Below are 13,083 nucleotides of genomic sequence, written 5' to 3'. Positions count from 1 at the left end.
ATTTTAACCTTTCCTGCCCGGCAAACTGAAATTAGCGCCGTCGCGCTCGTCGCGCTGGCGACCCGGCGCTACTCGACGGTCATCCCCTCGACGATGGCGAACTCCTCGTCGCCGTCGAACCGCGTCGGGTCGAACTCCGGGAGGGGGTTCTCGCCGAGCATCGCGTCGGCAGACGCCTCGCCGAGGGCCGGGGCACGCATGAATCCGTGGCCCTGCCACCCGCCAGCGACGTAGAGGCCGTCGCGCAGTTCGCCCAAGAGGGGGTCGCGGTCGGGGGTCGCCACGCAGAGGCCGGCCCACGCCTCTCGCGTGGCACCGAACTCGCCGAGGCGATGGCCGAGTCGGTCGCGGGTGATTTCTCGGAACTCCCGGTCGGCCTCCCGCGCCCAGTCGTCCGGGTCGCTCTCTACCTCCTCGGTGCCGTCGCCCGCCAGCAGGCCCTCGGAATGCGGTCGGAAGTAGTAGCCACCGGTCGCGTCGTAACCCATCGGCAGGTCGGCCCGGTCCTCGCTCCGAGTCGTCCCTCCGAACCCCGCGGTCAGCGCCTGTACTCGGTAGGGCTTGAGGGGAACCGGGATGCCGGCGATAGCGAGGAGGCGCTTGGTGTGCGCCCCGGCCGCGACCAGAATCGCGTCGAAGGACTCGCTTTCGCCGTCTGTCTCCTCGACGGCGAGTGCGTCGGCGTCGATTCGGGCCTCGGTGTCGGTCCGAATCTCCGCGCCCTCCTCGCGGGCCTTCTCGGCCAGCAGGTCGGCGTAACTCGCGGGGTCGGTGTGGCCGGCGTTCTCGGCGACTGCGGCGACCGCCACGTCGCGCCAGTTCACCGCGGGGAATCGCTCGCGGAGTTCGTCGGCGTCAGCGAACGACACGTCCCGCCCGGACTCCTGCATCCGGGGCACCTGCTCGCGGATGGCTTCTACTCGCTTCTCGTCGCCTTCGCGGGCGAACCAGACGTAGGGCGTCTCGTGAAACTCGAAATCGCCTTCGCCGGAGAACTCCCGGAAGCGACCGATTGCTCGCTCGCCGACACGGGCGTCCTCCGGTGCGGCGAAGGCGTCGTAGAGGACTCCCGCGGCCCGCCCGGTGCTTCCCCCGGCAATCTCGTCCTTCTCGTAGAGAACCACCTCGGCACCCTGCCGGGCGAGGTCGTAGGCAGACGTGACGCCGACCGCACCGCCGCCGATGATTGCGGCCTTCATCTATCGATGCTCCCGCGGCCAGAGGTCCGCCATCGCTTGCTCGGCTAGCCAGTCCACCAGCGCGGAGAGGTCGTCCTCCGCGTGGGCCAGCAGTTTCTCGCCGACCTCTCGGGACCCTGCGGTGGGTTCGCCGACCGCGCCGCTCTCGGAGAAGTCGATGGTGTCGAAGCCGATGGATGCGCCCCGGACCGACTTACCCCACGAGTCAGCGCCGCCGTCCTCGGCGTCTTCGAGGGCAGACTCGCGGACCCACTCGTCGGCGACGGCCAGCATCATGCTGGTCTCTACCTCGTCGGCGTGGCCCAGCGACGTGTCGAGTTCCTCCTCGATGAGCGCGTCCAAGTTCGACCACCAGTTCCACGGTGCAGTGAAGGCGACCTCCTCGTTCCGAAGGGTGCGGGCCGCGCGCCGGAGGGCGTCTGAGTTGCCGCCGTGGCCATTGACCACGACTGCCTTCCGGACGCCGTGTTCGGTCACGCTGGCCAGAATGTCGGCCACGTAGTCCTCGAAGGTCTCGGGATTCGTCCAGAGCGTCCCGTCGAACTGGCGGTGGTGGGAACTCACGCCGACCGGCACCGGCGGGAGGACCAGCGCGTCGGGGTGGTCGGCGACGGTCTCGGCGACCGCCCGCGCCGCGAGGAGGTCGGTGCCAAGCGGGAGCGCCGGACCGTGCTGTTCGACGCTTCCGGTCGGGAGGACGGCGACTTCGGCCTCCTCGAAGGCGTCGCCAGCGGTCGTCGTGGTGTGTTCGTGGAGATACGTGCGACTCATGGCCGGGAGAAGGGCCAGCGGGTACTTAGAGATGTGGTCCCCGGAAACGGAGACGAGTTGGCGGACGGGGTTCTACTCCGAGGAGACGACCCGATTCCGGAGCGTGCCGACGCCCTCGTAGGTAATCTCGATTTCGTCGCCGGGTTCGACCAGTCCGGGATTCGCCGGACTGCCGAACGCGATTACGTCGCCCGATTCGAGCGTGAATCGCTTCGAGAGGAACGAGACGATTTCGAAGGGGTCGAACAGCATCAGTTCGGTGTTGGCCGCTTGGCGGCGCTCGCCCGCCACGTCGGTCCACATGTCGAGGCCGGTCGGGTCAACGTCGGTCTCGACCCACGGGCCGAGGGGACCGGAGGAGTCGAAGGCCTTCCGAGCGGTCCGGCCCTGCTGGTCGAGGGCGTCCATGTCGTTCATCACCGTGTAGCCCCGAATCGCGTCGGCGGCCTCGTCGGGCGAGAGGTTCCGGCACCGCCGGTCGATGACCGCGGCGAGTTCCCCCGCGTAGGTGAGTTCGTCGGTGAACTCGGGGTAGGGAATCGGTCGCTCGTGGCCCAGAAGCGATGCGGGAGGTTTGATGAAGAAGTCGGGTTCCTCGGGGCGTTCGTACTCCATCTGTTCGAGCGTCTCGGCGTAGTTCCGGCCGACGCAGTACAGCGCCGAGGGGTCGGCGGGCGGCAGGAGTCTGCCATCTCTGCCGACCTCGTAGACGCCATCGTCGGCGTCAATTCTGCCGTCGTCGTACTCGCCGCGGACTGGTCCGTCCGGCGTCAGCAAGCGCGCGAGTTTCATGTCTCGGGATTCGGAACTCGGCGGGAAAGGGGTACCGACTCGGCGCGGAGCGGGTTCGATGCGGGTCTCCTATCCGACGAACTCGTCGATGCCGCGGGCGGGGTAGCCCACCACGAGGTCGGCCCCGGCGTCTTCGAGCGCCGCGACTTGCTCGCCGACCTCTGCGGGTTGGCCGACCAGCGCGTAGTCGCGGGTCGCCGCCGAGAGGACCTCGCGCGCTCTCCCGGTTGCTGTCCGGTCGGTCTCAGCGCCGTCGGGGAGCGCGCTGGCGACGGGACCGCGGCGGGCGGCGTAGGCCCCCACGGCGTCGAGGATTTCGTCCTCGTCGTCGGTGAGGACCGTGGGCGCGTAGACTGCGAGTTCGCCGTCGAATCCGGCCGACCGGAGCGCCGTCAGGTCGCGCTCGGTGGACCGGGAGAGGAGTTCGAACTGGGTCGCGCCGGTGGCCAGCGCGAGGCGTTCGACGCCCTCGGTGCCGACCCACGCTGAGGGGGCGCGCTCGACGGCCTCGCGGAGTCGGGGCGCGACCGCCTTCCGGCGCTCGTCGTCGGAGAGGTAGGCCGAGTGGCCCGCGACTGCGACCCGGCCGACGTCCTCGGGGATGCGGTCGTAGCGCGTATCGTCGCCGAGAGGGTCGAACCCCTCGGCCCTGACGGGCGTGGTCAGGCGAACGTCCTTCCGGCGCGAGATGTCGGCAAGGGTCTCCTCGTCGGGGAGGTGTTCGGCACCCTCGTAGTCGATAGCGATTGTGTCGAAGGGCAACTCGACCGCTCGCGCCACGTCGCACTCGGCGGGTTTCAGCGCGGCGGCGTCCAGTCCTGTCTCGGCGAGAGTCTCGCCAGTGGTCAACATGCGCGAACACCTCCAGTAACAGTCGCTCGTCGTTGTCGTCGTGCGGTTCTACTGCTCGTGCGGAACGCGATCCATCGTCTGTGCGACCATGTAGCCACCTGTTCCCTCGGGAGGTTCAAAAGGGTATCGGCGCGGACGATTCTTACCGACTCGACCAACTGACTCGACTCTCGGGTCGCGCTCGGAAAATCTAGTCCTCCGGCGCGCGCTGGCGCGGCGTTTATGCCGCGCCGAATCGCGTGAGGGATGAGGACCACAGGGTGTGAGCGAACGCGAACCCCGAGGCTGGCGAGACGCGCCGCGTCTCGCTGATCTGCGAACGTGGTTCGCAGAGACCGCAATCGGTTGGGGAGGGTGTGGGCCGCAGTCGCAGTGCGGAGCGGTGCGGGTGCAGTGCTGTGCGGCAGACGACTTTGCGCAAGCCTGAAGCTAGCTCTGACGCACCGTCCGCTCCCGAAAGTCTCGGGAGAGAAAAGACAGTTCTAAGAAACAAATACAAACCCTAAATATAGGATATTATTTCCCTAGAACTCAATTTCCTTGCCGAACGTCGGCATCGGGATCCAGCACCCTGTCGATTTTCTCCGGCGCGCGCCAGTCGGTCGTCAGTTCCAGCAACTGCACCAGAATCCGGGCCGTCGCGCCCCAGACCGTGTAGCCGCCGACGTGGAAGAAGTGGACGACCGCCTCGCCGTACTGGGGATGCTCCCGGCGCTCGTTCTCGTAGTTGGCCGGGTCCAGAAAGTCGCCGACCGGCAGGACCGCGATTTCTGCGACCTCGCGCTCGTCCGGGACGTACTCGCGGTCCGGAACTCGGGCGACGTAGGGGGTGACCGAGTAGCGACTGGTGGTCCTGATGTCGTCTAAGCGACCCACCACGTCGGCCTCGTCCGGGCGAAGGCCGATTTCCTCCTCGGCCTCACGGAGCGCGGTGGCCCGGAGGTCCTCGTCGCTCGGTTCGCGGCCGCCGCCCGGAAAGCTCATCTGGCCGGCGTGTTCGCCGAGGTGGTCGGCACGCTTGGTGAACAGGAGGTAGCGGTCGTCCTCGCGCTCCACCACGGCGGCCAGCACCGCCGCATCGTGCTCCTCGTCGGCGATTTCCCGCGGGACGTGTTCGGCCACGCGACCCAACTCCATACGCCATCCTCGTACCCCGGCGTCTTAATTCGTCCGTCCTCGGGTTACGGAGACTCCCTCGAAGGCCCAGGAGTAGACGAAACTGCAACGTTCTCGAAAGCCCTCGCGCGGTTCGCGGTCGAAACAGTCGATAGACAGTCTCTCGACCTACTCGAAGGCCCGGTCCAGCGTCTCGCGCACGTGGTCAGCCTCGACCGGTGCCCACGCTTCGAGGTCGTAGCTCACGTCCAGCAGTTCCTGAGCGCGCTCTGCATCTCCTGCCGCCGCGATTGTTCGGGCCTCGTCGTGGAGACGCTCGGCGACCGACTCTCCGAGGCCCTCGCGGTCTAACTCCCGGTCGGGCACGTCGAGGATGTGGGGCAGGTCCTCGCCGTTCTCCGGCACCGTGGGGAAAGCCGCCGGGCCGGACACGAGGAGCGTCGCGGTTTCGCCGTCGCCACCGTCCCAGTCGGCTTCCGCGAGGTAGTAGTCCTCGACCGCGGCCTCGATTTCGGTCGCGAAGGCCTCGCGTTCGACCTCCTTGCCCTGCTTGAACGCGAGTTCGACCAGCGCCTGCTGTAGCTCCTCGGGGGTGAGACCGCCGAACAGGTCCACCACCCCGGCGAGTTCGTCCTTGGTGTCGCTCATTCGTGTCGGGAGGGGTTCTCGCGGGGGCTTAGTTGTTCGGGAACCATCGCAGGGTAGTGCTCAGATTAGCAGGTGAAACTGAGGTTGTGGTTTCAAAAGCCCTCGCGCGGTTCGCCCTTTCAGTCCACCAAGGGGTTGTTTTGATTCACCGAGCGAAGCAGGTAGCGAGTGGCGCGTATCTGAACGCCGACCCATCGCAGTGGCTCTCCGCTCGCTTCGCCGCGCTCGCGCAGAACTGTGCGTGTGGCGAGTGCAGTGTGAGTGGGGAGTTTCACGCTGAAAGCCGACTGCTCGGACGAAGATTGAAGTACGAAACCGTGACGAATCCGCCCCGGACGCTCCGTGCGGTTGCGGGCAGATAGCTGGCGAGTCAGTCAGCACTGTCGCTCGGCGGTTCCACTGCCTCGCTAATGGCGGCAGAGCCGCCCGTACCTCGTAACCGCCAGTCCGACTACCCGGAAACGGCTGTGCCAATCCGATAGCTATGCGAAGTACTCTGCCAGTCGCTCGGCGGCCTCCTCGACGCGGGGTGAGACCAGCGCGAACCGGAGCCATTCGTCGCGCGACTCGCCGAACGCCTCGCCGGGCATGCCCGCGACACCGGCCTCGTCGATGAGTTTCTCGACGTTCTCCAGCGTGCCGGGGAACTCGGGGAAGCGCGCCAGCACGTAGAACGCACCGTCCGGCGAGGAGTAGTCTGCCCCGGCCGCATCCAGCGCGTCAGTGAACGTCTCGACGCGCTCTCGCAGGAGTTCGCGGTTGGCCTCGTAGTAGGCGGGGTCGGTGTTCCGGAGTGCGTGGAGGACCGCGTACTGGCCGGGGCGAGTAGTGGCAACGTTGGTCAGCATGTGGCGGGTCTTGGCCACGTCCACCAGCGACTCGGGGAAGACGGCGTAGCCGACCCGAAAGCCCGTGATGGCGAACGTCTTCGAGTAGGAGTTGGTGACGACGCGGTTCTCGGAGTCGAAGGCGAGCGCCGAGGTGAACTCCCCGGAGAAGTCGAAGTGGTCGTACACCTCGTCGCTGACGAGGAGCGCGTCGTACTCCTCGGCGATAGCCACGAGTTCGCGCATGGTCTCCTCGTCGTAGACCGCGCCGGTGGGGTTGTTCGGCGTGTTGACCACGATGCCGGCAGTCTCGTCGCTGGCGGCCGCCCGGACGTTTGCCGGGTCGAGTGTGCCATCCTCCTCGGTGGCGACGTAGTTCGCGCTCGCGCCGAGCATCGTCGTCTTGCCGGGGTAGTAGGGATAAACGGGGTCGGTGAGGACGAACTCCGACCCGCGTTCGCGCTCCAACGCTCTGGCCATGGCGAGGTAATTCGCTTCGCCACCGCCGTTGGTCACGACGACTTGGGATTCGTGGACGTTCCGGCGTTCGGCTATCTCCTCGCGGAGTTCTCGCAGGCCCTCGCTCGGCGGGTACTGGAAGTCAGCCCCGCCGAGGTCGGCGTACTCGTGGAGGCCCTCGCTGATGGCGTCGGGCGACCCCCAGTCGGGGTTCCCGCTCACCATGTCCACGACGTCTCGGTCGGCGTCGGCCGCGTACTGCATCACGTGGAAGAACAGCGGTGTGTCGTACTCCATGGGCGGAGAGTCGCACGCCGAGTAGGTTTTTCTTTCCCTCGCCGAGTCGCGGGACCCCCAAAAGGTACAACTGCTAGACACGCCACGGAATCGATATGTCCAACGCAGACCCCGACGCGGTTCGAGACTACTACGACTACATCGACGCCGAGGACCACGAGTCGGTCTTCTCGCTATTCGCCGACAACGTGACCTACGAGCGCCCCGGCCAGTCTGACCTCTCGGGAATGGACGAGTTCCGCGAGTTCTACCTCGAAGACCGACCGCTAGAAGACGGGAGCCACGAGGCCCACAATCTCGTCGTGGACGGGGATACCGTTGCGGTCCGCGGCGAGTTCTCCGGCGTGCAGGACGGCGAGGAGGTCACCTTCGGCTTCGCGGACTTCCACCGCTTCGACGACGAGGGCCAAATCACCGAGCGATGGACCTACACCGACCGCGACGAGGTGTAGGCGACTGGTTTCGCCAATGGACCAATCGTCATTCCTTGGTGGACTGAAGGGGCGACCGCCGGAAGACAACCCGTGTCTTCCGAAATCACGTTCGCTTCGCTCGCGGTTCCACCGCTCGCCAGCCACAGCGCGGAGCGCCGCCACTCCTCACGTGACCGCGAACCGCGCGAGGGCTTTCGAGGATGTTGCGGTCTCGTCCGCTCCGGCGGTTTCGAGGACTCCATCGGCCAGTCCGCCAACCGACCAATTACCACCGACACCCGCACCTTCATCCACGTCCGCCCCGACACCTCAAGTATGCGCGAGTTCGCCGAGGAGCCACCAGTCGAGGAGCGCATCGGAGACCCACTCCGCGAGGCCGACCAGACCCTCGCAGTCGCCGAGTCCTGCACCGGCGGTCTCGTCGGGTCGCTTCTGACCGACGTGTCGGGGTCGAGTGACTACTTCGACCGGGGCCTCGTGACCTACTCCTACGACGCCAAACTGCAGGAACTCGGCGTCGCTCGCGAGGCCTTGGACGAACACGGCGCGGTCAGCGAACCCGTCGCGCGCCAGATGGCCCGCGGGGTCCGCGACGATGCCGGAACCGACTGGGGCGTGGCGACGACCGGCATCGCGGGGCCGACCGGCGGGACCGACGAGAAACCGGTCGGAACGGTGTTCATCGGGGTGGCATACGCCGGCGAGTGGGGTACGCAGGAGTCCTACGCGACGGTCTCTCGCTACGAGTTCGACGGGAGTCGGCGAATGGTGAAAGAGCAAATCGCCCGGCAGGCGCTTCGGGACGTGCTTTCTGAGATAGAGTCGGAATAGCGGTGATAGTGTTAGAGCAATCAAAATATTTCCCAAAAGCAAATTTGTGATTATTAGAAGCTTGTAATTGTTGCTTGTTTCGGGGTACGGTGGTTTGGGTGGTCGGGCCTTTGTCGGTGGTTTGGCACACCGAGCGCGCTCTGTCGGAGGACCCTCGGGTCTTCCTTGACCCGAATCCCGAAAGCGCAAGACGTGCGTCAGACATCGGAAGGAAAACCTTGAGTCGCCGCCGGGTAAGGAGTCCGATATGACCGAGGCCAAGCCATGAACAAGGAGGGACACGTGCTGAACGCGGTTCTGCTGAGTATCGGACTGGGGTACGTCTTGCACCCCTCGGGCGACGTGCCCACTTTCCGGGCCATCGCCGAGATTTCCGTGCCGGTGGTCCTCGGCGCGCTGTTCCCCGACGTGGACACCGCGTTCGGCAAGCACCGCAAGACGCTCCACAACCTGCCCGTGCTGGCGATTATCTACGCCTACCCCGTCTTCTTCGACAACCTCCACTACGTCTGGATTGGCGTGGCGACCCACTACGTGCTGGACGTGGTGGGGAGCAAGCGCGGCATCGCGCTGTTCTACCCCTACACGAAGGAGTACAACCTCCCGGTCGGCGTTGCAGTTTCGAGCGAGCGCGCCACCCTCGTGACGGTCCTCATCACGGGTCTCGAAGTCGCGCTCATCGCCGCAGTGGTCCACGTCCAACTCCCGGTGCAGGACCTCACGGCCTCGATTACGGGACTGCTCTAGTAGACGCTCTCGAATCGGTCGTCGTAGGCGATGTGATTCGGGTGGGTCGGTTCGGTCCCCGAGAGAAACAGGCGGTCGATTTTCTCGTAGGAGTTCTCCCACCCGAGATGCGCGAACTCCGCGGCGCACCGGAGTTTGTGGCCCCATCCCGACCGGTGGACGATTCTGCGCGAGACGCCCTCCTTCAGCGCCGACACGAGGTCACTCGCCGAGTCGAAGGACTCCTCGAACTCGGTCCACGCCTCGCCGACCGACCCCCGGAGGTGGGCGTACGACGAGGTGAACGTCGGCAGGTCGAACTCGGTCGCCAGTTCCCGAGCGCGTCGATTGTGGTGCGCCCAGTGTTTCGGGTTGTAGGCCTCCACGGCGTCGATTCGGTCGCGGTGGGCCGACAAGTCCTCGGCGTCGAAACTGACGTTGAGGAACTCCGGATGCGGCGCGAGGACCGCGGCGTCCTGCCGGTCGAACTCGGCCAGCGCGTCGGCGAGGGTGATGAAGTCGGGCACCGGGTCGTCGAGGCCGAACGCGAGGACGTGCCTGCGGTTCGACCAGTCGCCCGTGAACACCTCTCGGCCGGGAATCACCAACAGGTCGTCGTCGGAGAATCGGTCGGCCTGCTGGCGGACCTCGGAGAGTCGAGTGAAGTGGGGTGCGTAGACGATTGCGTCCAACCCGCGGGCCTTTGCTCGTTGCACTACTCGCTCGTCCAACACCTTCACGTGGAAATCGACGCGAAACGACTCGCCCCCTGTCACGTCCGAACGTTGCCACACCCACCGGTTAACGATTCTGATTCGCGGAGTTTTAGGTTGGTATCTTGTAACAAACAATAAGGTGTCGAAGCCCGGAGAAAGAATATGGGTGGAACTGACCCCACACTTCGACCGTTCCTCTGGCGCGCCGAGAAACTGTACCCCGACACCGAAATCGTCTCTCGGACCGCGCAGGGAATCGAGCGATACGACTACGCGGAGTTCGCCGACCGGACCGGCCAGTTGGCGAACGCTCTCGATTCAGCGGGCATCGAATCGGGCGACAGGGTGGCGACGTTCTGCTGGAATCACCACCGCCACTTCGAGACCTACTTCGGCGTGCCCAACTCCGGCGCGCAGTTGCACACAATCAATCCCCTCCTCCCCGACCACCACATCGAGTACATCGTAGAGAACGCCGACGACAAACTCATCTTCGTGGACCCCTCCCTCATCGAGAAACTGGAAGGTCCCGCCGACTCGGCGGCCTTCGAGAGCGTCGAGCAGTTCGTCGTGATGGGCCAGCAAGTCCCCGAAACCTCGCTCTCCCCAGTAACTGACTACGAGTCCTTCGTCGCCGACGAGTCGGCCGACTACGACTGGCCGGACCTCTCGGGCGACACCAAAGCCGGGATGTGCTACACCTCCGGGACCACGGGCAAGCCCAAGGGCGTCGAGTACACCCAGCAGATGCTCTGGTCGCACACGATGGCGTCTCTGACCCCGCAGGGACTGGAGTTCGACGAGTCCGACGTAATCATGCCGGTCGTGCCCATGTTCCACGTCAACGCATGGGGAATGCCCTATTCGGCGACTGCCGCGGGAGCCAAGCACGTCTACCCCGGTCCCGCACCGGAACCTGCGGACTTGGCTCAACTCATCGAGGAGGAAGGCGTCACCTTCACCGCGGGCGTGCCGACGGTTTGGCTCGGACTCCTCGAATATCTGGAGGACAACGACGCCGACCTCTCGTCGCTCGAAACCATCGTCATCGGCGGGAGCGCCGCCCCCGAGGCCGTCATCCGGCGCTTCGACGAGGAGTACGACGTGGACGTCCTCCACGCGTGGGGCATGACCGAAACCGCCCCAATCGGGACTGTCTCGCACCTCAAGGCCGGAATGGAGGACTGGGACGACGACGCGCGCTACGAGAAGCGGGGCAAGCAGGGCCTCGTCGTGCCCGGACTGGAGTTCAAAGTCGTGGACGACGACGGCAGTGAGGTCCCGTGGAACGGCGAGGACTTCGGCGAAATGTACATCAAAGGGCCGTGGGTGACCCAATCGTACTTCGAGCGCCCCGAAGCCAACGAGGAGGACTTCGAGGACGGATGGCTCAAGACCGGCGACGTGGTGACGGTGGACACCGACGGCTACGTCAAAATCGTGGACCGCGCCAAGGACGTCATCAAGAGCGGCGGGGAATGGATTTCGTCGCTCGAACTCGAAAACGCGCTGATGGCGAACGACAGCGTGGCCGAGGCCACGGTCATCGGCGTGCCTCACGAACGCTGGCAGGAGCGACCGGTCGCCTTCGTGGTTCCGGTCGAGGGGGCCGACGAGGAGGACCTGCGCGAGGCCCTCATGGCGTCGATTCAGGACGAGTACCCGCGATGGTGGGCACCCGACGAACTCGTCTTCATCGACGAGGTGCCAAAGACCGCGACCGGGAAGTTCGACAAGAAGGTCCTGCGCGAGGAGTACAGCGACGAGTCGCTGGTCGAGGGGTCGGTGCCCGATGAGGCCGCCCCGGAAGAAGACGAGTGAGTCCAGCGATGGCGTAACCGGTCAGACGACTACCGAACCAACCGTCCGGCGCGCGGGGGTGTCTGCGCGAACGAAGTGAGCGCAGGCTCGGAAGACGTGGTTTGTCTTCCGGCGCGCGCAGAACTGCGCGCATCCCTCGTGCGAGGGACGAGCGAACGACCAGCGGGAGTGACCGAGGAGGGTGGGGAGGTATGAGGTTCGCGGTAGCGGGGCGGTTGCGGTGTTGGGCGGTTGCGGTGTTGGACGGGGAGGTAGACGGCGTTGCTCACGCCTGAAGCTAGCTTCTTGCTGACTTTCAGGGTTCGTTTCTCTCGGCTCCTCTGGTTCTCACTCCTCTCAGCTCCTCCGGTTCTCACCCCAACTCGGCCCCCGAGTTCGTCTCCCGACCAGCCCCGAAGTATATCCTCCCGCAGTCCTTCCATCCCGTATGGAACTGCTCGCCGACGACATCGTGCCAGAGTACGCCCGAGAAGTCAAACACGAGGCCCGCGAGTTCGCCGACGAGTACATCGCGCCCAACGCCGAGGAGCGATTCCGAGAAGCCGAGTACCCCCACGACATCCTGCAAGCCGGACAGGACGCCGGACTCGTCGCCCAAGACATCGGCGAGGACTTGGGTGGCCGGGGTCTCGACGTGGTGGAGATGCTCGCCGTGGCCGAGGAGTGGTTTCGGGCCGACGCGGGCATCGCCCTGTCGCTCCAACTCGCCAGTTTCGGCGCGGAAATCGTGGAAGCCCACGGCACCGACGAGCAGAAAGAGGAGTACCTCCGACCGGTCGCCGAGGGCGACCAGATTACGGGCCTCGCGGTCTCTGAACCCGACACCGGGAGCGACCTCTCGGGAATGCAGACCACCGCCGAGAAAGACGAGGACACGGGAGAGTGGGTCCTGAACGGCGAGAAGTACTGGATAGGCAACGGCGTCGAGGGCGACTGGCTGACGGTCTACGCCCGGACCGGTAACGACGAGGACAATCGCTACGGCAACCACTCGCTGTTCATCGTGCCGACCGATGCCGAGGGCTACGACGCCGAACACATCCCCGAGAAGATGGGGATGCGGGCGAGCAAGCAGGCCCACATCGTCTTCGACGACTGCCGGATTCCCGACGAGAATCTGGTGGGCTACGAGGGCGCTGGCTTCATGCTGTTGGCGGAGTTCTTCAACCACGGGCGGACCGTCGTGGCGGGCCACGGTCTGGGTCTCGCCGCCGCCGCAATCGAGGAGGCGTGGGAGTTCGTCCACGGCAGAGAGGAGTTCGGCCGGACCATCGCGGACTTTCAGGCGGTCCAGCACGGTCTGGCCGACATGCGGATGGAGTTCGAGGCGGCCCGCGCGCTGACCTACCGGTCAGCAGAGAAAGTCCGCGACGGCGACAACGCGGGTCTGTGGGCCGCGATGGCCAAGACCAAGGCCACCGAAGTCGCCACCGACTGCGCCGAGCAGGGGATGCAGTTCCACGGCGGACGTTCGATTCTGACCGACCGCAGAATCGCGCGGGTGTACCGCGACGTTCGCATTCCGGTGGTCTACGAGGGCGCGAACGAGATTCAGCGGAACCTCATCTATAGGCAATCGTAGAGTAGGCTTTGA

General features: G+C 65.7%; 13 protein-coding genes. 5 read left to right on the top strand and 8 right to left on the bottom strand.

What is annotated here, in order from left to right; genetic code table 11:
* Positions 1-68: 68 nt before the first annotated feature.
* The 7 genes from P2T57_RS16735 to P2T57_RS16705 form a co-directional block, all read right to left on the bottom strand.
* Positions 69-1,199, bottom strand: coding sequence for an NAD(P)/FAD-dependent oxidoreductase (locus P2T57_RS16735; protein WP_276300363.1), 1,131 nt, complete (start codon positions 1,197-1,199; stop codon positions 69-71).
* Entirely contained in the window at positions 1,200-1,970 is a 771-nt protein-coding gene (locus tag P2T57_RS16730) for a creatininase family protein (protein WP_276300362.1), read from the bottom strand.
* Between the two features lie 72 nt (positions 1,971-2,042).
* Positions 2,043-2,762 carry a fumarylacetoacetate hydrolase family protein gene (locus P2T57_RS16725; RefSeq protein WP_276300361.1) on the bottom strand — a complete coding sequence of 240 codons (720 nt, stop codon included), beginning with the start codon at positions 2,760-2,762 and terminating at the stop codon, positions 2,043-2,045.
* Positions 2,763-2,831: 69 nt separating this feature from the next.
* Positions 2,832-3,614, bottom strand: a complete 783-nt coding sequence (locus P2T57_RS16720) for a DUF7388 family protein (RefSeq protein ID WP_276300360.1) — start codon at positions 3,612-3,614, stop codon at positions 2,832-2,834.
* 531 nt (positions 3,615-4,145) lie between these two features.
* Positions 4,146-4,751, bottom strand: coding sequence for an NUDIX hydrolase (locus tag P2T57_RS16715; RefSeq protein ID WP_276300359.1), 606 nt, complete (start codon positions 4,749-4,751; stop codon positions 4,146-4,148).
* A gap of 147 nt (positions 4,752-4,898) precedes the next feature.
* Positions 4,899-5,378, bottom strand: a complete 480-nt coding sequence (locus P2T57_RS16710; protein WP_276300358.1) for a DUF7109 family protein — start codon at positions 5,376-5,378, stop codon at positions 4,899-4,901.
* Between the two features lie 482 nt (positions 5,379-5,860).
* Entirely contained in the window at positions 5,861-6,961 is a 1,101-nt protein-coding gene (locus tag P2T57_RS16705) for a pyridoxal phosphate-dependent aminotransferase (protein WP_276300357.1), read from the bottom strand.
* A gap of 95 nt (positions 6,962-7,056) precedes the next feature.
* On the opposite strand from P2T57_RS16705, the gene P2T57_RS16700 reads away from it, so the two are divergent.
* The 3 genes from P2T57_RS16700 (at position 7,057) to P2T57_RS16690 (ending at position 8,973) form a co-directional block, all read left to right on the top strand.
* Entirely contained in the window at positions 7,057-7,413 is a 357-nt protein-coding gene (locus tag P2T57_RS16700) for a nuclear transport factor 2 family protein (protein WP_276300356.1), read from the top strand.
* A 297-nt stretch (positions 7,414-7,710) separates the two neighbouring features.
* Positions 7,711-8,226 carry a CinA family protein gene (locus P2T57_RS16695; RefSeq protein ID WP_276302126.1) on the top strand — a complete coding sequence of 172 codons (516 nt, stop codon included), beginning with the start codon at positions 7,711-7,713 and terminating at the stop codon, positions 8,224-8,226.
* A gap of 264 nt (positions 8,227-8,490) precedes the next feature.
* Complete coding sequence (locus P2T57_RS16690; protein ID WP_276300355.1) at positions 8,491-8,973, top strand: metal-dependent hydrolase; 483 nt, start codon at positions 8,491-8,493, stop codon at positions 8,971-8,973.
* On the opposite strand, the gene P2T57_RS16685 is transcribed toward P2T57_RS16690, so the two are convergent.
* Positions 8,970-9,728 (bottom strand): PHP-associated domain-containing protein, encoded by a 759-nt coding sequence (locus P2T57_RS16685; RefSeq protein ID WP_276300354.1) that lies wholly within the window; start codon positions 9,726-9,728, stop codon positions 8,970-8,972. The genes P2T57_RS16690 and P2T57_RS16685 overlap by 4 nt on opposite strands.
* Before the next feature lie 102 nt (positions 9,729-9,830).
* Between P2T57_RS16685 and P2T57_RS16680 the strand changes: the two genes are divergently transcribed.
* Positions 9,831-11,489 (top strand): long-chain fatty acid--CoA ligase, encoded by a 1,659-nt coding sequence (locus P2T57_RS16680; RefSeq protein ID WP_276300353.1) that lies wholly within the window; start codon positions 9,831-9,833, stop codon positions 11,487-11,489.
* Between the two features lie 427 nt (positions 11,490-11,916).
* On the top strand, positions 11,917-13,071 hold the full coding sequence (locus tag P2T57_RS16675; protein ID WP_276300352.1) for an acyl-CoA dehydrogenase family protein: 1,155 nt from the start codon (positions 11,917-11,919) through the stop codon (positions 13,069-13,071).
* Positions 13,072-13,083: the final 12 nt, after the last annotated feature.

Origin of the sequence: Halorussus lipolyticus (genome assembly GCF_029338375.1) — an archaeon.
Taxonomy (GTDB): Archaea; Halobacteriota; Halobacteria; order Halobacteriales; family Haladaptataceae; genus Halorussus; species Halorussus lipolyticus.
The sequence above is the reverse complement of the archived record's forward strand: the minus strand, read 5'-3'. Positions and strand labels throughout refer to the sequence as shown.